General features: G+C 64.7%; 21 protein-coding genes. 13 read left to right on the top strand and 8 right to left on the bottom strand.

Translation table 11 applies throughout. The annotated features are described in order from the left end of the window. Positions 1-12 precede the first annotated feature (12 nt). The 7 genes from LQD11_RS05585 (at position 13) to moeA (ending at position 9,918) form a co-directional block, all read left to right on the top strand. Positions 13-1,224: an efflux RND transporter periplasmic adaptor subunit gene (locus LQD11_RS05585; RefSeq protein ID WP_238616645.1), complete on the top strand. Its 1,212-nt coding sequence runs from the start codon at positions 13-15 to the stop codon at positions 1,222-1,224. Continuing rightward, the gene (locus LQD11_RS05580) at positions 1,221-4,334 is read left to right on the top strand and encodes an efflux RND transporter permease subunit (RefSeq protein ID WP_238616644.1); all 3,114 of its coding nucleotides are present in this window, start codon (positions 1,221-1,223) and stop codon (positions 4,332-4,334) included. The genes LQD11_RS05585 and LQD11_RS05580 overlap by 4 nt, the downstream gene beginning before the upstream one ends. Before the next feature lie 55 nt (positions 4,335-4,389). Further along, entirely contained in the window at positions 4,390-5,988 is a 1,599-nt protein-coding gene (locus LQD11_RS05575; protein ID WP_420828254.1) for a TolC family protein, read from the top strand. A gap of 10 nt (positions 5,989-5,998) precedes the next feature. Then, positions 5,999-6,901: an AEC family transporter gene (locus tag LQD11_RS05570; protein ID WP_238616642.1), complete on the top strand. Its 903-nt coding sequence runs from the start codon at positions 5,999-6,001 to the stop codon at positions 6,899-6,901. Positions 6,902-6,952: 51 nt separating this feature from the next. Further along, entirely contained in the window at positions 6,953-7,576 is a 624-nt protein-coding gene (gene mobA / locus LQD11_RS05565; RefSeq protein WP_238616641.1) for a molybdenum cofactor guanylyltransferase MobA, read from the top strand. Positions 7,577-7,638: 62 nt separating this feature from the next. Beyond that, positions 7,639-8,649: a GTP 3',8-cyclase MoaA gene (gene moaA, locus LQD11_RS05560; protein WP_238616640.1), complete on the top strand. Its 1,011-nt coding sequence runs from the start codon at positions 7,639-7,641 to the stop codon at positions 8,647-8,649. Between the two features lie 3 nt (positions 8,650-8,652). Continuing rightward, on the top strand, positions 8,653-9,918 hold the full coding sequence (gene moeA, locus LQD11_RS05555) for a molybdopterin molybdotransferase MoeA (RefSeq protein WP_238616639.1): 1,266 nt from the start codon (positions 8,653-8,655) through the stop codon (positions 9,916-9,918). Between the two features lie 46 nt (positions 9,919-9,964). Here the strand turns inward: moeA and LQD11_RS05550 are convergent, their stop codons facing one another. From LQD11_RS05550 to nagZ, 4 genes are all read right to left on the bottom strand, one after another. Further along, positions 9,965-10,717 (bottom strand): S-methyl-5'-thioinosine phosphorylase, encoded by a 753-nt coding sequence (locus tag LQD11_RS05550; RefSeq protein ID WP_238616638.1) that lies wholly within the window; start codon positions 10,715-10,717, stop codon positions 9,965-9,967. Positions 10,718-10,787: 70 nt separating this feature from the next. Continuing rightward, complete coding sequence (locus tag LQD11_RS05545) at positions 10,788-11,345, bottom strand: hypoxanthine-guanine phosphoribosyltransferase (RefSeq protein ID WP_238616637.1); 558 nt, start codon at positions 11,343-11,345, stop codon at positions 10,788-10,790. Between the two features lie 29 nt (positions 11,346-11,374). Next, positions 11,375-11,743: a DsrE family protein gene (locus LQD11_RS05540; RefSeq protein ID WP_008933148.1), complete on the bottom strand. Its 369-nt coding sequence runs from the start codon at positions 11,741-11,743 to the stop codon at positions 11,375-11,377. 126 nt (positions 11,744-11,869) lie between these two features. Continuing rightward, positions 11,870-12,916: a beta-N-acetylhexosaminidase gene (gene nagZ / locus LQD11_RS05535; RefSeq protein WP_238616636.1), complete on the bottom strand. Its 1,047-nt coding sequence runs from the start codon at positions 12,914-12,916 to the stop codon at positions 11,870-11,872. Positions 12,917-13,366: 450 nt separating this feature from the next. Between nagZ and LQD11_RS05530 the strand changes: the two genes are divergently transcribed. Continuing rightward, positions 13,367-13,636, top strand: a complete 270-nt coding sequence (locus tag LQD11_RS05530) for an Lpp/OprI family alanine-zipper lipoprotein (protein ID WP_238616635.1) — start codon at positions 13,367-13,369, stop codon at positions 13,634-13,636. 334 nt (positions 13,637-13,970) lie between these two features. Continuing rightward, entirely contained in the window at positions 13,971-16,112 is a 2,142-nt protein-coding gene (locus tag LQD11_RS05525) for a TonB-dependent receptor domain-containing protein (protein ID WP_240544933.1), read from the top strand. A gap of 53 nt (positions 16,113-16,165) precedes the next feature. On the opposite strand, the gene hemP is transcribed toward LQD11_RS05525, so the two are convergent. The 4 genes from hemP to LQD11_RS05505 form a co-directional block, all read right to left on the bottom strand. Continuing rightward, positions 16,166-16,309, bottom strand: a complete 144-nt coding sequence (gene hemP / locus LQD11_RS05520; protein WP_238616633.1) for a hemin uptake protein HemP — start codon at positions 16,307-16,309, stop codon at positions 16,166-16,168. A 280-nt stretch (positions 16,310-16,589) separates the two neighbouring features. Then, the gene (locus LQD11_RS05515) at positions 16,590-17,207 is read right to left on the bottom strand and encodes a hypothetical protein (RefSeq protein WP_238616632.1); all 618 of its coding nucleotides are present in this window, start codon (positions 17,205-17,207) and stop codon (positions 16,590-16,592) included. Beyond that, positions 17,207-18,490: a GGDEF domain-containing response regulator gene (locus LQD11_RS05510; RefSeq protein WP_238616631.1), complete on the bottom strand. Its 1,284-nt coding sequence runs from the start codon at positions 18,488-18,490 to the stop codon at positions 17,207-17,209. Before LQD11_RS05510 ends, LQD11_RS05515 begins: the two co-directional genes overlap by 1 nt. A 390-nt stretch (positions 18,491-18,880) precedes the next feature. Then, positions 18,881-19,726 carry an ATP-grasp domain-containing protein gene (locus LQD11_RS05505; RefSeq protein ID WP_238616630.1) on the bottom strand — a complete coding sequence of 282 codons (846 nt, stop codon included), beginning with the start codon at positions 19,724-19,726 and terminating at the stop codon, positions 18,881-18,883. A 153-nt stretch (positions 19,727-19,879) separates the two neighbouring features. Here LQD11_RS05505 and frdA point away from each other — a divergent pair, with 153 nt between their 5' ends. The 4 genes from frdA to frdD are packed head-to-tail and all read left to right on the top strand — an operon-like array spanning position 19,880 to position 23,165. Next, positions 19,880-21,640, top strand: a complete 1,761-nt coding sequence (gene frdA, locus LQD11_RS05500; RefSeq protein ID WP_238616629.1) for a fumarate reductase (quinol) flavoprotein subunit — start codon at positions 19,880-19,882, stop codon at positions 21,638-21,640. A gap of 12 nt (positions 21,641-21,652) precedes the next feature. Then, positions 21,653-22,405 carry a succinate dehydrogenase/fumarate reductase iron-sulfur subunit gene (locus LQD11_RS05495; RefSeq protein WP_008933156.1) on the top strand — a complete coding sequence of 251 codons (753 nt, stop codon included), beginning with the start codon at positions 21,653-21,655 and terminating at the stop codon, positions 22,403-22,405. Further along, positions 22,405-22,803 (top strand): fumarate reductase subunit C, encoded by a 399-nt coding sequence (locus tag LQD11_RS05490; RefSeq protein ID WP_238616628.1) that lies wholly within the window; start codon positions 22,405-22,407, stop codon positions 22,801-22,803. Before LQD11_RS05495 ends, LQD11_RS05490 begins: the two co-directional genes overlap by 1 nt. Beyond that, positions 22,803-23,165 (top strand): fumarate reductase subunit FrdD, encoded by a 363-nt coding sequence (gene frdD / locus LQD11_RS05485; RefSeq protein WP_238616627.1) that lies wholly within the window; start codon positions 22,803-22,805, stop codon positions 23,163-23,165. Before LQD11_RS05490 ends, frdD begins: the two co-directional genes overlap by 1 nt. Positions 23,166-23,322 lie beyond the last annotated feature (157 nt).

Below are 23,322 nucleotides of genomic sequence, written 5' to 3'. Positions count from 1 at the left end.
TCAACGCCACCGATGAACAAAAAACGCCTGCTTACCGCGGCCGCCGCGGCCGCCCTCGTGTTGCTCATCCTGCTCCTGTTCCGGCTGGGCGGCGAAGAGGATGCCTCCCGGGCCCCCGCCTCCCAGCGTGGTTCCACGACCGTACCCGTGGCCGTGGCGCCGATCACCCGCGGCGACATCACCGAACGGGTGGTCTTCACCGGCTCTCTGGTGGCCGCCCACCGGGTGGAGGTGGCCACCCGGATTGCCGGGCGCCTGGAACATCTGCACGTGGATATCGGCGATGCCGTGGCGCCCGGCACCCTGCTGGCGGAGCTGGATGACGACGAGGTGGTGCAAAACCTGGAGCAGGCCCGGGCCGAACTGGCCGTGGCCCGGGCCAGTCTGGGAGAGTCCCAGGCCGCCCTGGCCGCCGCCCGACGCGCCCTGACCCGCACTCAGGAATTGCGGGCACAGCGCATCGCCTCCCAGTCCGAACTGGAAGCGGCACAGACCGAACTGGAGGCCCAGCAGGCTCGGGTGGCCCTGGCCCGTTCCCAGATCGACCAGCGTCAGGCCGCCGTGCGCAACGCGGAAATCCGACAGGCCTTTACGCGCATCCACGCCGATGCCAAGGCGGAAGACACCCAGTGGCTGGTGGCGGACCGTTTCGTGGATCGGGGCAGTATCCTGCAGGCCAACACTCCCATCCTGGCCCTGGTGGATCTGACCCCCCTGCGAGCCCGGGTGTTCGTCACCGAGCGGGACTATGCCCGCCTGGCACCGGGTCAGCCGGTGACCCTGACCACCATTGCCTACCCGGGAGAGACCTTCACGGGCTGGGTGGAACGGCTGTCGCCGGAATTTCGCGAAGCCTCCCGCCAGGCACGGGTGGAGATCCATGTCCCCAATGAGGATCAACGCCTGCGGCCCGGCATGTTCGTGGAGGCCCGGATCACCACCCGCGCCCTGTCCGATGTCACCCTGGTTCCCGTGGATGCCCTGGTGGAACGACAGGGCAGGTCCGGCCTGTTCCTGGTCGAGGCCACAGACGCGGGACCCACGGCACGGTTTATCCCGGTGGACACCGGCATCGAGGAGCGGGATCGGGTCCAGATCATCAGCCCGGCCCTGGAAGGCCGGGTGGTCACCCTGGGTCATCACCTGATCAGCGACGGGACACGCCTGCGACCGGTGGAGCGGGATGAGCCGGATCAGGCCCAGGCCGGGAGCACCGAGCCATGAACCCGGCCGTCTTCACTGTTCCGCGTCCCATCTTCACGGCCATGGTGACGGCCATCGTGGTCACCCTGGGGCTGATGTCCCTGTTCCGCCTGCCCATCGACCTGATGCCGGACATTACCTTTCCCACCGTCTCGATCATGACCAGCTATGAAAATGCCGGTCCCGACGAGATCGAGCAGCTCATCACCCGACCGGTGGAGGAAGCCGTCTCGGCGGTCCCCGGGGTGGAGGAAGTCACGTCCACCTCATCGGAAGGCTCCAGCAGCGTGCGGGTCTCCTTTGGCTGGGGGACCAACCTGGACGCCGCCACCAACGAGGTACGGGATCGTCTCGACCGCATCATCAACGCCCTGCCCGAAGAAGCCGGACGCCCCCTGGTCCGGCGTTTTGACAGCGCCGCCTTCCCGATCATGATGATCGGCGTGGGCGGCAACCTGGACCCCATCGACCTGCGCCGGCTGATCGACGACCGCATCCGTCCCCGCCTTGAGCGGGTGCCCGGCGTGGCGGCGGTGGATGTCTGGGGAGGCCTGGAGCGGGAAATCCGGGTGGAAGTGGACCCGGACCGCCTCCAGGCCCTGAGCCTGGGCCTGGACGAGATCCGTCAGGCCCTGCGGGATGCCAACGTCATCCACCCCGCCGGCGAAATCGTGCGGGGCCGCATGGACCTGCGCCTGCGCACCCCCGGCGAGTTCGAAAACCTGGATCAGATCCGCGCCACCGTGGTGGCGGTGCGCGACGGCATCCCCATCCATCTGCACCAAGTGGCCGATGTGCGCGACACCCACCAGCGCATCACCCGCATCATCCGCATCAATGACGCCCCCGGCGTGCGTCTGGCCATCCAGAAACAGTCGGATGCGAACACGGTGCAGGTCTCCCGGGCGGTGCAGGAAGAAATCCTGCGCCTGGACCGGGATTTTCCCCAGCTCAACATCGCCACTGCCATCGACACCGCCGGACACATCGAGCGCTCCATCCAGAATGTGGGCCGCTCCATCCTCTACGGCGGCAGTCTGGCGGTGCTGGTGCTGCTGTTTTTCCTGCGCCACCTGCGTTTCACCCTGGTGGCCGCCACCGCCATTCCGGTGTCGATCATCGCCACCTTCGGGCTGATCTATTTCGGCGGTTTCACCCTCAACCTGATGACCCTGGGCGGCCTGGCCCTGGGCGTGGGTCTGATGGTGGACAACGCCATCGTGGTGATCGAGAACATCGCCCGCCGCAGCAAGGAGGAAGGCCTGAGCGCGGTGGAAGCAGCCACCCGGGGCACCGGTGACGTGGCCGCCGCCATCACCGCCAGCACCCTCACCACCCTGGCCATCTTCCTGCCCATGTTCTTTGCCCAGGAAATGGCCGGCATCCTGTTCAAGCAGCTGGCCTTCGTGGTGGCCTTCAGCCTGTTCTGCTCCCTGCTGGTGGCCCTGACCCTGGTTCCCATGCTGATGGGGCGGGAAGCCACGGTGAAGACCCGTATCACCCCCGGCGGCATCCATCGACTGGGAACCGCGGCCGGCGGCCTGGTACGCGGGCTGGAGCGAGGCTACCTGGCCCTGCTGGACCGGGCACTCGACCATCGCTGGGTGGTCGTCGTGCTGACCCTCGCACTCTTCGTTGGCGCCATGGCCCTGATCCCCCGCCTGGGCACCGAGTTCATGCCCGCCACGGATGAAGGCCAGTTGCGAGTGAGCATCGAGATGGAGCCGGGCACCCGCATTGAGGTCCTGGATGATGCCGTCCGCCGGATCGAAGCCGTCATTGCCGCCGAAGTCCCGGAGTTGCGCAGCATGATCGCCAGCGTGGGGGCCTCGGGCTTTCGGGCCACCTCCCCTTCCACCGCCAGCCTGAACATCGCACTGGTGCCGCTGTCGGAACGCGGCCGTTCCACGGAACAGATCGCCACCGCCCTGCGACGGCAGGTCACGGAGATCCCCGGCATCACGGTGCGGGTTCGCGCCAGCCAGGGGATGATGATGCGTGGCATGGGGGCCGGGCAGGACGGAGAGCAACTGAGCATCGAGGTCCGCGGCTTTGATCTGGAGACCATCGATCTGGCCGCCAGCGACCTGGCCGCCCGGATCCGGAGCATCGACGGCATCACCGATGTGCGCCTGGGCCGGGAAGATGGGCGCATCCAGCAGCTGGTCCGCATCGACCGCGCCCGGGCCTCCGACCTGGGCATCAGCGTGGCCCAGGTGGCCCGCACCCTGGAAACCGCGCTGAGCGGCGGCATGGCCGGTCAGTTCCGGGATGGCGGCAGCGAGACCCGAATCTGGGTCCAGCTCCGGGACGCCGAGCATCTGAGCCTGGACGATATCCTCAACATCACCCTGCCGGGCCGGGACGGAGATCCGGTCAGTCTGCGCAACCTGGTCAGTCTGGAGGCGGCCATTGCCCCGTTGCAGATCGAGCGCAAGGAGCAGCAGCGGGTCAACACCGTCAATGCCAACATCTCCGGTCGTGATCTGGGCTCCATCGTCGCCGACGTACGCGCCGAACTGGCGGCCATGCCCCTGCCTCGTGATGTGGAGATCCTGTTCGCCGGCGACGTGGAGGAACAGCAGCGGGCCTTCACCGAACTGGGCCTGGCCCTGCTGATGGCCATTGCCCTGGTCTACATGGTGATGGCCAGCCTGTACGAGTCCCTGCGTGATCCCTTCATCGTCATGTTCGCCGTCCCCCTGGCCTTGATCGGGGTGGTACTCATGCTGCTGTTCACGGGCACCACGTTGAACGTTCAGTCCCTGATCGGCATCATCATGCTGGCCGGGATCTCGGTGAACAATGCCATCCTGCTGGTGGACCAGAGTGCCCGCCTGCACCGGCGGGAGGGCCTCAAGGTCCGTGACGCGGTCCGCGAGGCCTCGCGGCGGCGTCTGCGCCCCATCCTCATGACCTCCCTCACCACCATCCTGGCCCTGATCCCCCTGGCGGTGGGTTTCGGTGAAGGCGCCGAGGCCCAGGCCCCCATGGCCCGGGCGGTGATCGGCGGCCTGATCAGTTCCACCCTGATCACCCTGCTGCTGATTCCGGCCCTTTACACCCTGTTCCACCGGGACCGACCCACCCGACAGACCGTTGACGGACCCTTGACCCATGCCCCAGCCTGATCGCCCCCCTCTTCGACCGGCACGGATCGCCCTGGCGACGGCCGTTGCACTGCTCATGCTCGGCGGCGGCGCCCAGGCCCGGCAGGAGACGCCGGCCCATTACACCCCGCCCGGCTGGCTGGATGAGCGGTTGGACGCCCACCTGCCCGACGGGCTGCCTCCCCCTGATGACCTGCCCGTGGTCACCCCGTCCCGGGATACCGCCATGCCCCCGGATGCACTGGGGCCGGATGCCCTGTCCCTGTCGGTGGAACAGGCGGTGTTCCTGGCCCTGTCACACAACCGGTCCCTGGCCGTCCAGCAGCTTCAACCCCTGATCACCGGGACCTTCGAGGCGGTGGAACGGGCGGTGTTCGACCCGGTGCTGTTCGCCGAGATGTCCCTGCGTCGAGACGAGACGGTACGTCAGTTCGACCAGCGCCCGGATCTGTCCGACCAGATCACCCGCTCCGACCGTGACCTCTTCGAGGGCGGCCTGCGCCAGCGCCTGCCCACGGGCACGGACCTGGAACTCTCCCTGCGCACGGTGCGCAGCGAGTCCACCCAGACCCGCGAACAGTTCACCTCGCGGGCGGGACTGACCCTGACCCAGGCCCTTCTGCAAGGGGCGCGCATCGACTCCAACCTGGCCCGCCTGCGTCAGGCCCGTCTGGATACCCAAAGCTCCCTGTATGAATTTCGCGGCTTTGCCGAAAACCTGGTGGCCGATGTGGAAGCGGCCTACTGGGACTATGTGCTGGCCAGCCGCCGCACCGCCATCTTTGAGGAATCCCTGGCGGTGGCACGCCGCCAGCTGGAAGAGACCCGCCAGCGCATCCGGGTGGGAGAACGGCCGGAAACCGAGGAAACCGCCGCCCGGGCCGAAGAGGCCCTGCGCCGCCAGGGGCTGATCAACGCCCGTTCCGACCAGGCCCGAGCCCGCATCCGGCTACTGCAACTGATCAATCCGCAACAGGCCCATTGGGGCACCGCCGTCACACCCCTGGACCGCCCCGACCACCAGGTTCCCCCGATGGAGTCGGTGGACCTGCACCTGGCCCTGGCCCGGGACCATCGCCCGGACCTGAACGAAGCCCGGCTGCGGGTGCAACGGGGAGAGCTGGAGGTGATCCGTACCCGCCAGGGGCTGCTGCCCCGGCTGGATCTGTTCATCACCCTGGGCCAGACCGGTTATGCCGCCGCCTTCGGCGAGGCCTGGCGTGAGATCGACGGCCCCGGCTACGACTACAGCGCCGGACTGCGCCTGGAACACCCCCTGGGCAACCGCGCCGCCCGGGCGGAGTCCCAACGGGCGGGCCTGACCCGCCAGCAATCCCTGGAGGCCCTGGGCAATCTCCAACAGCTCACCGCCCTGGACGTGCAGAATGCCTGGTTCGAGGCCAACCGCACCCGGGAACAGATCCAGGCCACCCGCCTCACCCGGGAACTGCAGGAGGAGGTACTGCGGACCGAACAGGTCCGGTTCCGGGTGGGTACCGGCACCGCGCTTGCCGTCTCCCAGGCCCAGCGGGACCTGCTGGAAAGCCAGCTGGAAGAAATTGAATCCCTGATCCGTCACCGCCAGGCCCTGACCGAACTCTACCGCCAAAGCGGCACCCTGCTCCTGCGGCGGGGTATCGAGGCGCCGGGCGCGGAACGGGTCGATCCTTTATAACCTTTCATCCATGAATCCACTGAACATCCTGCTGCCCACCTTTGCCCTGGTGGTGCTGGGCCATCTGCTGCGTCGTCATGCCGGTTTCAGCGCCGGTTTCTGGTCGGACCTGGAATGGCTGATCTACTACGTCCTTTTCCCCGCCCTGCTGTTCGGCGCCCTGGCCCGCCGCCCCCTGGAACTGCAGAGCGCGGCGGGCATGATCTATACCGGGGTCATCTTCATGACGGCGGGGATGCTGCTGGGCTATCTGGGCCGATACCTGCTCAGGCTGACGGAGACCGAGTTCGCCTCCTCATTCCAGTGCGCCTTCCGCTTCAACACCTATATCGGCTTTGCCATCCTCGGCGGGCTGTATGGCGCCGAAGGGGTGGCGGTGTTCGCCATCCTGGCCGGGTTCATGGTGCCCCTGGCCAACCTGGGGGCGGTCTGGGCCCTGGCACGCCACGGCAATCAGGGCCTGCTGCGGGAGCTGGCCCGCAACCCCCTGGTCCTGTCCACCTTCGCCGGGCTGGCCTGGTCCGTGTCCGGCTGGCCCCTGCCGGAGATGGCGGATACCACCCTGCGCTTTCTGGGCGAGGCCGCCCTGCCCCTGGGCCTGATCGCCGTGGGCGCGGGCCTGCGACTGGCGGGGCTGGGTAGTCGCCTGCCGGCGGTGACCTACCTGAGCATCGTCAAGCTGCTGCTGGTCCCGGCCATTGCCTTGGCCACGGCCACCCTGTTCGGCCTGAGCGGCCCGTATCTGGCCTCGGCCCTGATCCTGGCGGCCCTTCCCACCGCCTCCTCCGCCTATATCCTGGCGGTGCGCATGGGCGGAGACGGCCAGATCGTCGCCGCCATCATCGCCACCAGCACCCTGGCCGCCGCCGTCACCCTGCCGTTCTGGATCTACATGGGTCAACTGGGCACCTGATCCCGGATGGACTGGCCGGACCCCGATCAATGACATAGAATCATCCATACTATGCATAGTCCAGACCAGCAGATCACCGTGACCGGGGCCATCCTTGCCGGCGGCAGGGGGACACGCATGGGTGGTCGGGACAAGGGGCTGATTCCCCTGGGCAGCGGTTACATGGTGGAATCCGTCATCGCCAGGCTGCGACCCCAGGTCACCGAACTGCTGCTCAATGCCAACCGCAATGAACCCGTCTACGCGGACCTTGGGGTTCCGGTGGTCGCTGACGGTGTCGGTGATTTCGCCGGCCCCCTGGCCGGACTGGCCGCCTGCCTGCGGGCCAGTCGGCAGCCCTGGGTGCTCACCTGCCCTTGTGATACCCCGTTATTGCCGATGGATCTGGCCTCCAGGCTGATCCAGGCCGTCCGGACCGGTGACGCCGCCCTGAGCGTGGCCCATGACGGCGACCGATTGCAGCCCCTGTTCGCCCTGGTGCCCGTGCATCTGGCGGCGGACCTGGAGACCAGCCTGATGCAGGGCGAATATCGGGCCGGCCGGTGGTTCCAGCGCCAGGGTGCGGCGATTGCCGATTTTTCCGATTGCCCCCAGGCCTTCCTGAACATCAACACACCCGCGGACCAGGTCGCGGCCCTTCGACACCTGGACTCAAAGCGGGCTTCACGCCCATGAAGTCATGCCGGCAAGACCATCGTCAGAACCTTCGCCAGAACCATCACCGAGGAGCGCAGACCATGAACCCGCCGATCATGCCGCCCCCCCCGCTGATGGACCGTTTCGGCCGCCGGATCACCTATCTGCGTATTTCCGTCACCGACCGGTGCGACTTTCGCTGTGTTTACTGCATGGCCGAAGAGATGCAGTTCCTGCCCCGACAGCAACTCCTCACCCTGGAGGAAACCGCCTGGATCGCTCGGGCCTTCGTCTCACTGGGCGTCAACAAGATCCGCATCACCGGGGGGGAACCGCTGGTCAGGCGCGGCGTGATGAGCCTGTTCGAAACCCTGGGCACACTCGACAGCCTCCAGGATTTGACCCTGACCACCAACGGTTCCCAACTGGCCCGCCATGCGGGCGACCTGCGGGCCGCCGGCGTCACCCGCGTCAACATCAGCCTGGACAGCCTCAAGGCCGACCGATTCCGCCGCATCACCCGCACCGGTGATCTGGCGCGGGTGCTGGCAGGCATCGAGGCGGCCATGGATGCCGGCTTCGATCGCATCAAACTCAACAGCGTGATCCTCAAGGGACGCAACGAGGACGAAATCCTTGACCTGGTGAATTACGCCCGCATCCGGGATCTGGACATCAGCTTCATCGAAGAAATGCCCCTGGGTCTCATCGGCGATCATGACCGGGCCGAGGTGTACTATTCCAGCGACGAGGTCCGGGCCGATATAGAAGCCAGACACGCGCTCATTCCCACCACCGAACAGACCGGTGGCCCGTCACGTTACTATCGACTGGACGGCACCTCCATCCGGGTGGGTTTCATCTCTCCTCACAGTCATAACTTCTGCGACAGCTGCAACCGGGTGCGACTCACCGCGGAAGGCCGGCTGCTGCTGTGCCTGGGTCAGGAGCACGCCGTGGACCTCAGGCGGGTGATCCGCTCCCATCCCGGCGACCTGCAGGCCCTGACCACGGCGATCCGACAAGGGATGCAGATCAAGCCCCGCGGCCACGAATTCCAGCTGAACGCACAACCCGTCATCTTCCGACACATGAACCGCACAGGCGGCTGATCCATGGCCCATACCTCCCCCCTTTCCTCCTGCCGTGATGATCATGATCCTGACGCCCTGACACTGGAACAGGCCCGAACCCGGGCGCTGGCTCAGGTGAGTCCGGTCCGGGGTCGGGAATGCCTGATGCTGCGCCTTGCCCTGGGCCGGGTGCTGGCGGAACCGGTCATCGCCGATGCCCCTGTCCCAGCCCACGACAATGCGGCCATGGACGGCTACGCTCTCATGGGGGCCGACCTCCCCCGGCAGGGCAAGGCCGTCCTGGACAGCATCGGTACCGCCTGGGCCGGGCGTCCTTTCATGGATGCCATCGGACAAGGTCAGTGCGTGCGCATCATGACCGGCGCCATGATCCCGCCCGGTTGCAACACGGTGATCATGCAGGAACACGTGGAAGTCCAGGGCCAACGGGTGCATGTGGGTACCGGCCACCGATCGGGAGAGAACATCCGGTCCGCCGGAGAGGATATCCGTGCCGGCCAGACCGTGCTGGCGGCGGGGACGCTCATCACGCCGGCCCGCCTGGGCCTGCTGGCCTCCCTGGGGCGGGTGGAAGTGACCGTGCATCGTCGCCTGCGGGTGGCGCTGTTTTCCACCGGTGATGAACTGATCGCCCTGGGGAAGCCGCTCCCCCCCGGGGGGATCCACGACAGCAATCGCCACACCCTGTCCGGCATGCTGACACGCCTGGGGGTGGATCTGATCGATATGGGCGTGGTGCGGGACGAACCCCGGCACCTGCGGGAGGCTTTCGAAGAAGCGGCCCGCTGCGCCGACGTGCTCATCACCACCGGCGGCGTCTCGGTGGGCGAGGCGGACTTCGTGCGCGACCTGCTGGGGGAACTGGGACGGATCAGTTTCTGGAAGGTGGCCATCAAGCCCGGTCGTCCCATGGCCTTCGGCCATCTGGGGCAGACCGTGTTCATGGGCCTGCCCGGCAACCCGGTGTCCGCGGCCGTGACCTTTTACCAGATCGTCCAGCCGGCGCTACGGCGGATGATGGGCGAGATCGAGGTCTCCCTGCCGCCTTGCTTCCCGGTGCGCTGCCTGTCGGACCTGAAAAAACGCCCCGGCCGGATGGAGTTCCAGCGGGGCGTACTCAGTCAGGCGGATGACGGCGAATGGGTGGTCCGGGCCACCAGCTCCCAAGGATCGGGGATCCTCAGTTCCATGAGCGAGGCCAACTGTTTCATCGTGCTGGAACTGGAACAGGGTCCGGTGGCGGCCGGGGACCTGGTCAAGGTACAGCCCTTTCAGGGGCTGATCTGACATGCGCATTCGCGGGCAAGGCCCGCGAACAGCGACGTTAACCCCTTCACAGGGTAGGAATGATGTTCTCCAGCAGGGTACGGACATTCACCATGCCCTCGGCCACGTTGCGATCCACCTCCTCCATGGAGATTTCACCCTGCCCCTCTCCACGGCCCGCGGCCCAGTTGGCCACCACGGCACAGGTGGCATAACACAGCTCCAGCTCACGGGCCAGGGCCGCCTCCGGCATGCCGGTCATGCCCACGATGTCGCAGCCGTCCCGCTCCAGGCGATTGACCTCCGCCGCCGTCTCCAGCCGCGGCCCCTGAGTCGCGCCATAGGTGCCCCGGTCCACGAAATCCAGACCGATCCGACGGGCCTCCTGGATCAGCGCATGACGCAGCTCCTCGCAGTAGGGATGGGTGAAATCCACATGGGTGACATGACTCAGGTCCGCCTCGAACAGGGTATGGGCGCGGGACCAGGTGTAGTCGATGATCTGATCGGGAAACACCAGCCGGGGCGGCGCCATCTCGGGAGTGATGCCCCCGACCGCGGCCACCGCCACGACCCGGCGGATGCCGGCATTCTTCAGTGCCCACAGGTTCGCGCGGTAGTTGATCCGATGGGGCGGGATGGTATGCCCATACCCGTGACGGGCCAGGAACATGACCTCACGGCCGGCCAGCACGCCATGGGTGATGGGGCCTGAAGGCTCGCCATAGGGCGTGTGCATCACCTCGCGGCGGGTGATCTCCAGGCCCTTGAGGGAAGTCAGTCCGGTGCCGCCGATGATGGCGATGGTGGTATCAGTCATGAGGTCCTCGTTGATGCAACAGACAGGACGGCATCCGCGAGGATGCCGTCCAGGGGAATTGTCGGGGATTTCAGCAACCCTTCACGGCATAGATGCCGGGGGCATTACGCAGGTATTCCTTGTAGTCCATCCCGTAACCGAAGACATAGCGGTCTTCCACCTCCACTCCCAGATAATCCACCATCAGTCCGGGAACACGCCGGTCATGGTGTTTGAGCACCAGTGCCGCAGACAGGACCCTGCCGGCCCCTTCCTCGCGGCAGTAATCCAGGATGCCCGCCAGGGTATGCCCCTCGTCCAGGATGTCGTCCAGCACCAGGACCGTGCGACCCTTGAGCGAGGTCTGCGGCTTCACCAGCCAATGCAGTTCCTCGCCACCGGTGAGCGCGCCCCGATACCGGGTCGCATGGAGGTAGTCCACCTGCAGGGGAAAATGCAGACGTGTCAACAGATGACCGGCGGCCACCACGCCGCCGGTCATGACACACAGTATCAAGGGGTTGCTGTCCGCCAGATCACGGGTGATGGCCTCGGCCATGCGGTCCATGGCCGCCTCCACCTGTTCACGCGACACGAGGCAGTCAGCCTCGGCTAGGACCTGTTTCACATGCTCCGGAGTTACAGACATGGCAACCCTTTCTGGTTTTGACGGAAAGATCAGTAGGTGAATGTCACGGTATCGTCATCCATGGCCTGGCCGATCACATAGGCACCGCCCACGGTTTCCTCGATCTCGGGGATCAGATCATTCCCCCAAAGATCCAGGGTGGGCGTGCAGACCTTGAAGTGCGCACCGGCCTCATGGGCATCCTTGATGAAATCATACACCGACTTGGTGCTCCCCTCCTGCACGAACAGGTTTTCGGCCACGCCCTTCTTCGCCAGTTCGCCGGCGCGGCCGGTCATGATCACCTCCACCTCGTACTCCATGGCGGCGGCCACGGTGGCCTGGAAGAAGGGCGCCCCCAACTCGGAGGGGTTTTTCGGATCGGTGTTGACCATGATGATCAGTAACTTGTCGGCCATTATCTTGTGTCTCCTCGGGTGGTATTACCTTATGTTGCAAAGGCATTATAGGCACCGGATTCCAGGCCTCACAATGTATAAGAACCGCTTATTCCGGGATCAGCCACGGAGGTGGAAACAGGACTCTCAGACCGGCAGTTCCAGATTCATGTCATCATCCAGCGCCCGTGCGATGCGCACCGCCGCGGCCCATTCCGGGTCGGCTTCCAGGCCGGCCCAGGATGGGGCACGGCGCCCATGCATGCGGGCCAGGCGGGCCATGGACACCGGGTCCGCATGCCCCTCCAGGGCATCCAGCACCTGCGAGGCGCCTTCCGGGTGATTGCAGACCAGTACCATGTCACAACCGGCCTCAAGGGCCAGGCGGGCACGGCGGGGGAAATCGCCGAAACTCTCGGTGGCGGCCATGCTCAGATCATCACTGAAGATGGCCCCCTTGAAACCCAGACGTCCGCGCAGCACGCGCTGCAGCCAGAGGGGGGAAAAACCGGCGGGCAAATCATCCACTTGGTCATACACCACATGGGCGGGCATGATGCCGGCGATACCCTCACGCACCAGCCGGTCAAAAGGCTGGAGATCATCGTGCAGGATCCGATCGAACGGCCGGTGATCCACCGGCAGGGCCAGGTGAGAATCCGCCTGCACCCCGCCATGCCCCGGAAAGTGCTTGCCCACGGCTTCCATGCCGGCTGCCCGCATGCCGGCCACGACCTGATGCCCCAGTTCTCCCACCACCTCGGGGCGACGATGAAAGGCCCGGTCACCGATCACACCGCTGCAGCCGTGGGCCAGATCCAGCACCGGGGCAAAGCTGAAATCCACCCCCACGGCGCGCAGCTCCACCGCCAGCAGCCAACCCAAGGTCCGGGCCGCACGACGGGCGGCCGCCCGGTCACGATCATGCAGGGCACCCAGGGCGGCCATGGCCGGCAAATGGGTGAATCCTTCGCGGAAACGTTGCACCCGGCCTCCCTCGTGGTCCACCGCCACCAGCAGATGGGGGTCCCGCAGGGCATGGATCTCGGCCACCAGGGCCATGAGCTGTTCACGGGATTCGAAATTGCGGGTAAACAGGATCACGCCCCCGACCCCGGGACGCTTCAATAACTGCCGTTCCCAGGCCGTCATCGACGTGCCTTCCAGATCCACCATCACAGGCCCAAGGGGCATGACGCACACTCTCCCGGCTCGGAAAGCGGGAATTGTAACCAAATCCCCACCGGTTTCACGCCACTGAATGCAGAAAGCCGAAGATAAAAAAACGGGGTGCCGAAGCACCCCGCAAGCAGGAGGAGTAAACGATGACCGACATGATCAAGAGGACCGGATGTCAGACACGTAATGAAATGCATGAAGCATGCCAGAAAAAATGCCGACACAGAGGTGAGTTCCATGACAACACATTGAATGCAATGCACTTTTTTCAGGCAAGACGATAAAATCCGCCCCAACATGGTGCAACGACCGGATGCGTTTTGAACGGGTATTTTTGTGACCGATTAAATATCTTTCGGGGGGATACTATGGATACTTAAAGCCACCTGTTAGAATTCAATTCCCAATCCTACAACCCAGCTTAAACCGGAGGTTCCAATGCAGAAAGGAATGTTCAAAGTGGCCATGGCTTCAGCAGCGGTCCTGACGCTGGTGTTGACCACGGGCTGTGCCACGACCAAGAACCTGGAAGAAAACCGCCAGTTGATCGACAACGCCAAGGTCACCAGTGACCAGGCCCTGCGTACCGCCAACGACGCCAAGGCCGGCGCCGACCAGGCCAATCGCACCGCCAACGAAGCCAACCGCAAGGCTGACCGCGCCCTGCAGGAAAATGCCCGCCTGCGCGAGATGATCGAGCGCATGGAGCGCACCTACCAGCGCCCCGGCAAGTAATTCCCTCCCCGGATTTTGGCAGCGCGGACCTTGCGGCCGCGACTGCCCGCCCCTGACGAAAGCCCGCCTTATGGCGGGCTTTCTTTTTGCCCGGCCAACACCGTTCCAGACCAGACCGTCGCCATGGCCGGATCCAGGTTTGACAGATCCCAAAAAAATGAATGAGAATGAGAATAATCGTGAATTTTTGATGGAGATCGAAATCCTGATCTCTCGTTCCACAACCCAGCCCGCAAGCCAGCCAATCCCCCTGAGGGCCTAGCCAGCCAGCGTCACTTTTGACCTCACGCAAGGGGATACATCCGTGCCCAAGACATGCCGCACGTCCGGCGACATGCCGAATCGACTCAGATTGACCGCACTGACCGCCGGGGTTTCATTTGCCCTGGCCTCGCCCGCAGCCCTGGCCCAACAGGCCGTGGAGATGCCGGCCATGGTAGTGACGGCCGGTGGCTTCCAGCAGGAAATCGTCAATGCACCGGCCAGCATCACGGTTGTCACCCGTGAAGAGCTGGAACAGAAACAGATCACCAACATCGCAGACGCCCTACGGGGCATCGAAGGCGTGGATATCAACGGCCTGGATGCACGCAGCAACAAGACGGGCAACCGAACCATCAGCCTGCGCGGACTGCCCAGCGAGTACACCCTGGTTCTGATCGACGGACGCCGCCAGAATGTCCCCGGCACCGTGGCCCCCAATGCCTTCGTGGACTCCGCCTCAGTCTTCTTCCCCCCGGTGGCCGCCATCGAACGCATCGAGGTCATCCGCGGCCCCATGTCCACCCTCTATGGTGCCGATGCCCTGGGCGGCGTGGTCAACATCATCACCCGCAAGCCCGGCGAGCACTGGGGCGGTTCAGCCTCCCTGAGCAGCACTTTCCAGCGCGATGCGGAATTCGGCGGCAACACCACCCTGGAAGCCTATGCCGCCGGCCCCCTGGTGGAAGACCGGCTCTCGCTGCAGGTGTATGGCCGACTGTACGAGCGCGCCGAATCGCGGATCACCTGGCCTGGGCAGAACGAAAGCTTGGTGGACAACCGGACCATGGGACAAAACCCCGCCGGCGCCAATGTGGAAACCTTCGGTGGACGCCTGACCCTGACCCCCAACGTGGACAATGACATCTCCCTGGGGGTCGATATCACCCGTCAGACCTACAACAATGACCGCGGCCAGCTGGGGCGCATCCGCCAGAACAATGCCGGCGCTTTCCGGGATGGTTATGACAAGGAGTTGGGATTCGAGCGAGACCAGGTCTATCTGGCCCATACCGGACGTTACGAGATCGGTATCCTGGAATCCGCCCTCACCTACAACCGCACCGAAACCACGGGCAGGACCATTCCTGAAAATGCCGTGGGTTCGGCTTCGCCCGGGCTGGTCGTGGGCGCAGACCGCAAGCTGGAAAGTGAAACGACCATTCTGGATACCAAGCTCATCACCTTCGTCGGTGACCACACCCTCTCATTGGGTGCCCAGTACATTGATGCGCGCATGGAGGACGGCATCCCTCAGAGCACCTTCAAAAACCGGCAGTGGGGTGTCTTTGTTGAAGACGAGTGGGCCATGACCGAACAGTTCGCCCTGACCGGCGGCCTGCGCTACGACAATCACGATGCCTTTGGCGGACAGGTCACGCCTCGCCTTTACGGTGTCTGGAACGCCTCCCCCACCTGGACCTTCAAGGGTGGCGTGGGACGCGGTTACCGCGCCCCCTACCTGGAACAGCTGCACGACGGCATCATCGGCTATGGCAACAACGGCGAAACCGCGCTGTTCGGAAACCCGAATCTCGATCCCGAGATCAGCACCAACTACGAAGTCGCTGCCCTGTTTGATAACCGGGCCGGTCTGAACCTGCAGGCCACCCTGTTCTATACCAATATCGAAGACAAGATCGAGCGTCCCACCGGGGCATCGGGCATGCCCGATGAGCCCAGCAACATCGGTGAAGCACGGATTCGGGGTGTGGAACTCAACGGTCGCTGGCAGTTCGCGCCCGACTGGCAGGTGGCCGCCAACTACACCTATACCGATAGCGAAGTCACCTCCTCCATCGTCAGGGGCTTTCAGAAAGGCGACCCCCTGTACAGCATCCCGGAACACATGATCAATACCCGCCTCTCATGGCAGACCAGCCCTGCCCTGAGTACCTTCCTGGGTGTGGAATACCGCAGCAGCCGATTCCGCCCGGACAGCTTCCATGAACCCCATCTTGGAGGCGATGCGCAGGGTGCCGCCGAAGCTCTGGGGGATTTCAAGGGTTATACCCTGGTCGACCTGGGTGCCACCTATCGGTTCAACCGCCATGTCTCCGTCACCGGCGTGGTCTACAACCTGCTGGACAAGGACTTCAACGATTATCGCGCCTATCCCTTGCGCAACGATCCGAGCACCACGGCTTACAGCAACGTCTACAACCAGCTGCTGGAGCCTCGCAGGCTGTGGGTTTCCATGAACGTGGATTTCTAGACCGATCCTGACATCCACCCCGGCCCTGGCTCAGTGAGCCAGGGCCGGATCCCTTACTTGGTCAGAATCAGTTTCCCCTTGCTGGTGACCCGCAGGGTATAGATCTCGCCCTGGTGCTCGATCCGCAGTTGGCGACGTCCCTCCAGCAGATCCGTACTGGAAAGCAGCCTGCCGCCCAGGGGAGATGCCGATTCCATGCCTGCCTCCTGCGTCCCCTTCCCTCCGCTCAAATGGTGTTTCTGCACCTGGTTCATCAGAACAATCTCTCTGCGTCAGGGTCCAGGCCGCCGCGCGCGGCGACCGAACCGATAGTCGATCAGCTGGCAGAGGATTGTTATTGATAATCGTTATTATTGTCAAACTCTATCATGCCTTTACGGGCACTCTGAATAGGGAATTCCCGGGCGCGAGGGAATCCAGTCCTGGATTGGGCCTCCTGGATTCCCGCGAAAGCGGGAATCCAACGGCAAGGCCTGTTCAGTGTCTCCTAGGGGACACCCCTGCCTCGGGGCCAAGATGGCAACGCAACTGCCCCCTGATGAAGCGTTCGGACGACACCTCGCTCCTCAGACCTCGACGATAATCCTCAAATGTGCCCAGCAGACGGGCACAAGCCCCGGGATCCCGGTCATGCTGCCCCCGCACCGAACACAAACTGACCGTCGTGCCATCGAAATAGGCATGGCCTTGCCCCCGATACCGGCCCCCATCGGCCGTGGTCATCAACTGAAACGGCATTTCCATCCCTTGCACCAGATCCACGGCCAAGGGCTCCAGCGGGCGCCAACGTCCCCCCAGCCTGCCCTCGGCCGATGTCAGCACGCACTGGACCCGCTCTCCGTAGCGAGCTTCACGGCGCCGCATTTCCAGTTCCGCCTGCTCACGGGCAGCCTGCGCCTCACGCGCCCTGGCCTCGGCCGCGCGCCGCTCCGCCTGCGCCTGCTCCAGGGCCGCCTGGGCTTCCCTGGCCCGGATCTGCTCCTCAAGGCTGAGCGACACCCATTGTTCCTCGGGAATCCCCAAGGGATAGCGGGTGGCACATCCCGCGGTGAATACCACCAACGCAAGAACGACCAGGATGGTTCTGTTTGTCATCACGGATTCTCCTGCTCCATACGGACCTGATCCCTGCCCGAAGACTTGGCTTCATACAGCAATCGATCGGCCCGGGTCAGCATGTCTTCCAGACCGCTCCCCGGACGCACCACCACCCCCAGGCTCGCGCTGAACGACACGGTGGTTCCCTTGATCGTCACTTCCAGGGCGGCGATCTCGGCCCGGAGCTTTTCGGCCAGCAGCCGGGCCTTGTGACCGTCCACGTTCTGCGCCACCACACAGAACTCCTCCCCCCCGTAACGGGCCACGATGTCGGAACTGCGGGTGATTTCGAGCAGATGACGGGCCACTTTCCTGAGCACCTCGTCGCCCCCGAAATGACCAAAGCGGTCATTGACGCTCTTGAAGTGATCCAGATCCATCAGGATCACCGCCATCCCCTGGCCGGTCCGGGCCGCGGCCTCAAGCATCATCCGACCGGCATCGGCCAGATAACGGCGATTGTAAAGACCCGTCAACGGATCACGGTTGGCATTTTCCTCCATACTCCGGATCAACTCGATCAGTTCCACGTTCTGATTCACACGAACGAAGAACTCCTCTTCCAGAAAGGGGCGATTGATGAAGTCATTGGCACCCGCCTTGAGCAGGCGGGCAGAGAGCATGCCCGATCCGTAGTTGGACATGCCGATGATGCAGAGATGGCTGCGGGAATAACGCTGACGGATGCGGCCGATGAGTGCGACACCATCCATGCCCGGCATGTTCTGGTCGCACAGGACCAACCGGATGTCCTCGTGCTGCTCCAGCTGTGCCAGGGCCGAGGCACCATCCCGGGCCTCCCGCAGGCGATAACCATAACGGCGCAGCAACTCCATGAGATAAGCCCGGGCGGAATTGGAATCATCCACTACCAGCACACTGATATGGCGATTGCGGTAGATGCGCTCCACCGTACGCACCACATGCTCGATCTCGGATGGGTTGGTCTTGTTCACATAGTCCACGATGCCCATGTCCATGAGGCCGTCCCGCTCGTTGTCATTGAGACCGGCGGTCAGCACCAGGACCGGCACGCCCTGGGACATGACCCAGGGCACCACTTCCCCATCCGGGGCATCGGGCAGATTGAGGTCGAGCACGGCCAGGAACAGCGCGTCCTTGCGGGCCAGCACGATCTTGCGGGCCTCTTCCAGGGTGCCGGCCACCTCGACCGTCACACCCTCGATAAGACCGATGCGATCCGCCAGCAGGCCAGCCACGGAGCGGCTGTCTTCCACGACCAGCAGGGTATGCCCCCGCTTGTCCACGTCACTTGCCATGAATCACCTTGGGATGTTCTGAATACGTCATGCCGGCGCATGCGGGAATCCAGCTGTCCTCTCCATCTTACTCCGCCTGATCTATCCGTCATCCCCGCACGGGCGGAGATCCAGCCGACAAAGGAACACTCCTGCGCTTCCCTGGAACGTCATCCCCGCGCAGGCGGGGATCCAGCCGCGGACTGCTGTCACTCCCGGACTCCCGCCTTCGCGGGAGTGACGACAGGAGACATGTTCGGGGAGTCACGACAGGGGACTTGCTCAGTATTTCCCTTGCATCGCACGGTATCGGGTACCGGACGAACCTGACCCCTATATTAGACCAAGTATCAGATCAGAAGTGACAGACAATCGCCGCGGGAGGCCGTAGTCCCGGAACAATGATCGGAATCAGGCCGCCAGCAGGGGACTGGGAGAACGGGGGGTGGGCTGACGGGCCAGCAGCCAGCGCAGGATGGCATCCTGCACCCGCAGGCCATGGGGGTTCAGGGCCGCGTTGCCGAACAGGGTATTGAACTCCAGCAGATAGGGATGTTCCCCCACCATGGCCACGTCGAAACCGGCATGGTCAATCTTCAACCGGGAGGCCACTTCGGCCACCAGTTCCAGGGCCTGTGGCGGCACCGCATCGAAGTGGATCCGTCCACCCTGGGCCACATTATTGTGAAATGCCCCTTCCGCCGCCTCGCGCCAGTAGGCGGTAAACACCCCATCCCCCACCCATACCACCCGGATGTCCTTGCGGATGGGCAGCAGTTCCTGGGCATAAAGCACCGGCTGACGGGAGGCCCAGTCACGCAGTTCGGCCACTGTCCGGATCAGCGCCACCCCCTGCCCCATGGAGGAACGGGGCACCTTCAGCACACAGGGCAGCCCCAGAACATCCAACACCTCCTCCACGGCGGCGGGCGTGGCCGGAAGGATCAGGGTATCGGGCACATGCCGGGGACAAAGGGCCTGAAAGGCCCGGGTCATCTCGATCTTGTCATGCCCCAGGTGATAGGACGACACGGAAGGGAAAATCGCGCACCCCAGGGCGTAATGGAGGCTGTTCACCTGCCAGTATTCCGGAAACAAGAGCCAGTCGGCTTCCTGCAGACGCTGACGTTCCACCAGGTAGTTTTCCGGGCGCACATAGCGCACACCGGGCATGCCGATGGTCCGGAAGGGATCGAAAGTGATCAGGTGCAGCCACAGCCCATCGCCTCGCGGCGGCACATCGCATTGCTGCGCCACGCAAGTTCTCCTGGAAAAGAGGTAAAAAGACGACCGACTCATACACCGCAGGACGCGGCGGCGGGATCTTATGCCTTTTTTGATCTGGCTGGAAGTGTGGCCGGATAGAATCCTGCTAAAGTGTCTCCAAACCCTTCACAACGGGATCATTCCATGCAGGTCATCCAGTCCGACGTGGTCATCATCGGCGGCGGAGGTGCCGGACTCCGGGCCGCCATCGCCGTGGCACAGGAAGCCCCGGGGCTTTCCGTGGCCCTGGTTTCCAAGGTCGTCCCCATGCGCAGTCACACCGTCGCCGCCGAAGGCGGCTCCGCCGGGGTGATTCACCCGGATGACAGTCTGGACAAGCATTTCGACGACACCGTCTCCGGCGGCGACTGGCTCTGCGAACAGGACGTGGTGGAGTACTTCGTCGGCCAATGCACCCGGGAGATGATCCAGCTGGAACAATGGGGCTGCCCCTGGAGTCGCCGGGACGACGGCAGCATCAACGTGCGCTTCTTCGGCGGCATGAAATCCCCCCGCACCTGGTTTGCCGCCGACAAGACCGGCTTTCACATCCTCCACACCCTGTTCCAGACCTCGCTGCAATTCCCCGCCATCCAGCGTTATGACGAGTTCTTCTGCACCGATCTGTTGGTGGAAGACGGCCGCCTACAGGGCGTGCTGGCCCTGTGCATCGCCACCGGCGAACCGGTCCTGTTCCAGTGCAAAGCGGCGGTGCTGGCCACCGGCGGCGCCAGCCGGGTCTTCGGCCAGAACACCAATGCCGGCATCGTCACCGGCGAGGGCATGGGCATGGCCTACGCCCAGGGCGTCCCCCTGCGGGACATGGAGTTCGTGCAGTGGCACCCCACCGCCCTGCCCGGCAGCGGCATTCTCATGACCGAAGGCTGCCGCGGCGAAGGCGGCATCCTGCTCAACAAGGACGGCCACCGCTACCTGCAGGACTACGGCCTGGGTCCCCTGGACCCGTGGCCCCGCCCCCGCGCCATGGAACTGGGACCCCGGGACCGCCTGTCCCAGGCCTTCTGGCACGAGGACCAGGCCGGCCGAACCCTGCAGACCCCCCACGGCACGGCGGTCCATCTGGACCTGCGCCACCTGGGGGAGAAGAAAATCATGGAACGCCTGCCCATGATCTGCGAACTGGCCCGCACCTTTGCCGCCGTGGACCCGGTCACCGCCCCCATTCCGGTGCGGCCCGCCGTGCACTACACCATGGGCGGCGTACTCTGCGATGTCCATGGCGCCACGCCGCTGCCCGGCCTCTACGCCGCCGGCGAATGCAGCAGCGTGGGCATCCATGGCGCCAATCGCCTGGGCTCCAACTCCCTGGCCGAACTACTGGTCTTCGGCCGCGCCGCCGGCCTGTCCGCCGCCCGCCATGCCCGTGAAACCCCTGCCGCCTCCGCCGCGCTCCAGGCCCAGGCCGAAAGCCGGGCCGCCGTGCATCTGGACATGCTGCGCCGGGAAGGCGGCACCCGGGTGGCCCGGCTGCGCCAACGCCTGCACGAGATCATGGAAGCCGGCGTCGGCATCGTCCGCGAAGGGCCGCGCATGGCACAGGCCTGCGAACAACTGGCGGAGCTGCGGGAACAGTTCCGGGCCGGAGTGGCCCTGGATGACCGGGGCCGTGCCTTCAACACCGAATGGCTCACCGCCATCGAACTGGGCCATACCCTGCAGGTGGCCGAGGCCATGGCCCATGCCGCCCTGCTGCGACAGGAATCCCGCGGTGCCCACATGCGCATCGACGGTTTCGAGGCCCGGGACGATGAACGGTTTTTGTGTCATTCCCTCATCCACAGCCAGGGCGACGCCCCGCCCCGGGTGACCCACAGCCCGGTCACCATCACCCGCTCCCAGCCCAGGGCGCGGGTCTACGGCGGCGCCGCCCAGAACCAGTCATAATCGGGGGATACCGTGAGCCAGACCCGCACCATCATGATCGAGTGCCTGCGTTATGATCCCGAGCAGGACCAGGCCCCCCATTACCGGACCTATGAGGTCCCCTTCACCGACGAGATGTCGGTGCTGGAAGGACTGCAATACATCAAGGACCACCTGGACGGCAGCCTCACCTTCCGCTGGTCCTGTCGCATGGCCATCTGCGGCAGCTGCGGCTGCATGGTCAACCACCAGCCCATCCTGAGCTGCCAGAGCTTCCTGCGGGACTACTACCCGGCCCGCATCCGGGTGGAACCCCTGGAGCACTTCCCCATCGTCAAGGATCTGGTCATCGACCAGAGCGACTTCCTGGGCAAGCTGGAATCCGTCACGCCCTACCTGGTCCCGGCCCAGCCGCTCACCCCGGAGGACGGCCCCAACCTGCAAACACCCCGGCAGATCGAGGACTACCTGGGGTATGCCCAGTGCATCAACTGCCTGCTCTGCTACGCCGCCTGCCCCCAGTACGGCCTCAACAATGCGTTCACCGGACCGGCCGCCCTGGCCCTGCTGGCCCGCTACAACGCCGACTCCCGGGATGCCGGACAAAAAACCCGCATGGAGGTGGTGAATGCCGAGGAAGGCGTCTGGGGCTGTACCCTGGTAGGCCTGTGTTCGGAAGTCTGCCCCAAGCACGTGGACCCGGCCCGGGCCATCAACCGCAACAAGATCAACAGCACCCAGGATTACTTCCTGCGCTTTCTGGCGCCCTTCGGGAGGGGTTCGTGATGACGCCTGCACCCAAGACCTACGTCCGCCCCATGAACCGCTGGTGGATGCGACACCCCGCCTACCGCCGCTACCTGCTGCGGGAAGGCACCAGCGTGATGGTGGCGGCCTATGCCCTGTTCCTGCTCGCCGGCATGGTCTGCCTGGTGCTGGGAGAAACCGCCTTCAACCTGTGGCGGGGCTTTTTGCAATCGCCGGTGTCGGTGATCTTCCATCTGGCGGCCCTGGCGGCCTTCGCCTTCCATGCCTGGACCTGGTTCAAGGTCATGCCCCTGACCACGCCCCCGATGCGATTCCGGGGCCGGCCGGTCCCTGACCGGATGATCTTCCGCGCCGCCCTCTGGGCCTGGGGCATCGCCTCCCTGGTCCTTCTGGTGCTTGCCATGAGGTTTCTGTGATGAGAGCCCGTTCCCACGAACCCATCGTCTGGTCCCTGTTCGGCGCCGGTGGCGTCTTTGCCGCCCTGCTGGGCACCATGCTGGTCCTGATCATCGGCATCCTCGTCCCCATGGGCCTGGGTTTTGGTCCCGACGCCATGCATTACGACAGCCTGCGCAGCCTGTTCGGCCATCCCCTGCCGGCCCTGGGCCTGGCGGTGGTCATCAGCCTGTTCCTGTTCCACGGCGCCCACCGCATATACCACACCCTGCATGACCTTGGCATACCCGCCTCGAAAAAGATGATGCTGGCCTGCTACGGCAGCGCCGCCGCCGGCTCCGGCGTGGCCCTGCTGCTGGCGGGAATGCTGGTGGTGTTCTGAAGCCCTCCCCACGGCTAAAGCCGGGGGATTCCTCCTGCGAGACGCTTGTGCCCAAGCGCGAGAATGTTCCTTGCGGCAGTGATCCTTAAGGACATGTTCTGCAATTTCGGTGTCATAGGCCACCTGCGCCCGCAGCCAATAGCCCTTAGACAAGCCA

Source organism: Ectothiorhodospira shaposhnikovii, from assembly GCF_022227765.1.
Classification (GTDB): Bacteria; Pseudomonadota; Gammaproteobacteria; order Ectothiorhodospirales; family Ectothiorhodospiraceae; genus Ectothiorhodospira.
Note: the sequence above shows the minus strand (reverse complement) of the source record. Positions and strands in the feature narration are given on the sequence as shown.

Bases quoted from the DNA above. Each gene is read 5' to 3' on its own strand.
- LQD11_RS05550 (WP_238616638.1), bottom strand. From the start codon at position 10,717: ATGACTGATACCACCATCGCCATCATCGGCGGCACCGGACTGACTTCC.
- moaA (WP_238616640.1), top strand. From the start codon at position 7,639: ATGAACCCGCCGATCATGCCGCCCCCCCCGCTGATGGACCGTTTCGGC.
- hemP (WP_238616633.1), bottom strand. From the start codon at position 16,309: ATGGAATCGGCATCTCCCCTGGGCGGCAGGCTGCTTTCCAGTACGGAT.
- mobA (WP_238616641.1), top strand. From the start codon at position 6,953: ATGCATAGTCCAGACCAGCAGATCACCGTGACCGGGGCCATCCTTGCC.
- moeA (WP_238616639.1), top strand. From the start codon at position 8,653: ATGGCCCATACCTCCCCCCTTTCCTCCTGCCGTGATGATCATGATCCT.
- LQD11_RS05490 (WP_238616628.1), top strand. From the start codon at position 22,405: ATGACGCCTGCACCCAAGACCTACGTCCGCCCCATGAACCGCTGGTGG.
- LQD11_RS05530 (WP_238616635.1), top strand. From the start codon at position 13,367: ATGGCTTCAGCAGCGGTCCTGACGCTGGTGTTGACCACGGGCTGTGCC.
- nagZ (WP_238616636.1), bottom strand. From the start codon at position 12,916: ATGCCCCTTGGGCCTGTGATGGTGGATCTGGAAGGCACGTCGATGACG.
- LQD11_RS05585 (WP_238616645.1), top strand. From the start codon at position 13: ATGAACAAAAAACGCCTGCTTACCGCGGCCGCCGCGGCCGCCCTCGTG.
- LQD11_RS05540 (WP_008933148.1), bottom strand. From the start codon at position 11,743: ATGGCCGACAAGTTACTGATCATCATGGTCAACACCGATCCGAAAAAC.
- LQD11_RS05525 (WP_240544933.1), top strand. From the start codon at position 13,971: ATGCCGAATCGACTCAGATTGACCGCACTGACCGCCGGGGTTTCATTT.
- LQD11_RS05545 (WP_238616637.1), bottom strand. From the start codon at position 11,345: ATGTCTGTAACTCCGGAGCATGTGAAACAGGTCCTAGCCGAGGCTGAC.
- frdD (WP_238616627.1), top strand. From the start codon at position 22,803: ATGAGAGCCCGTTCCCACGAACCCATCGTCTGGTCCCTGTTCGGCGCC.
- LQD11_RS05515 (WP_238616632.1), bottom strand. From the start codon at position 17,207: ATGACAAACAGAACCATCCTGGTCGTTCTTGCGTTGGTGGTATTCACC.
- LQD11_RS05570 (WP_238616642.1), top strand. From the start codon at position 5,999: ATGAATCCACTGAACATCCTGCTGCCCACCTTTGCCCTGGTGGTGCTG.
- LQD11_RS05510 (WP_238616631.1), bottom strand. From the start codon at position 18,490: ATGGCAAGTGACGTGGACAAGCGGGGGCATACCCTGCTGGTCGTGGAA.
- frdA (WP_238616629.1), top strand. From the start codon at position 19,880: ATGCAGGTCATCCAGTCCGACGTGGTCATCATCGGCGGCGGAGGTGCC.
- LQD11_RS05580 (WP_238616644.1), top strand. From the start codon at position 1,221: ATGAACCCGGCCGTCTTCACTGTTCCGCGTCCCATCTTCACGGCCATG.
- LQD11_RS05575 (WP_420828254.1), top strand. From the start codon at position 4,390: ATGCTCGGCGGCGGCGCCCAGGCCCGGCAGGAGACGCCGGCCCATTAC.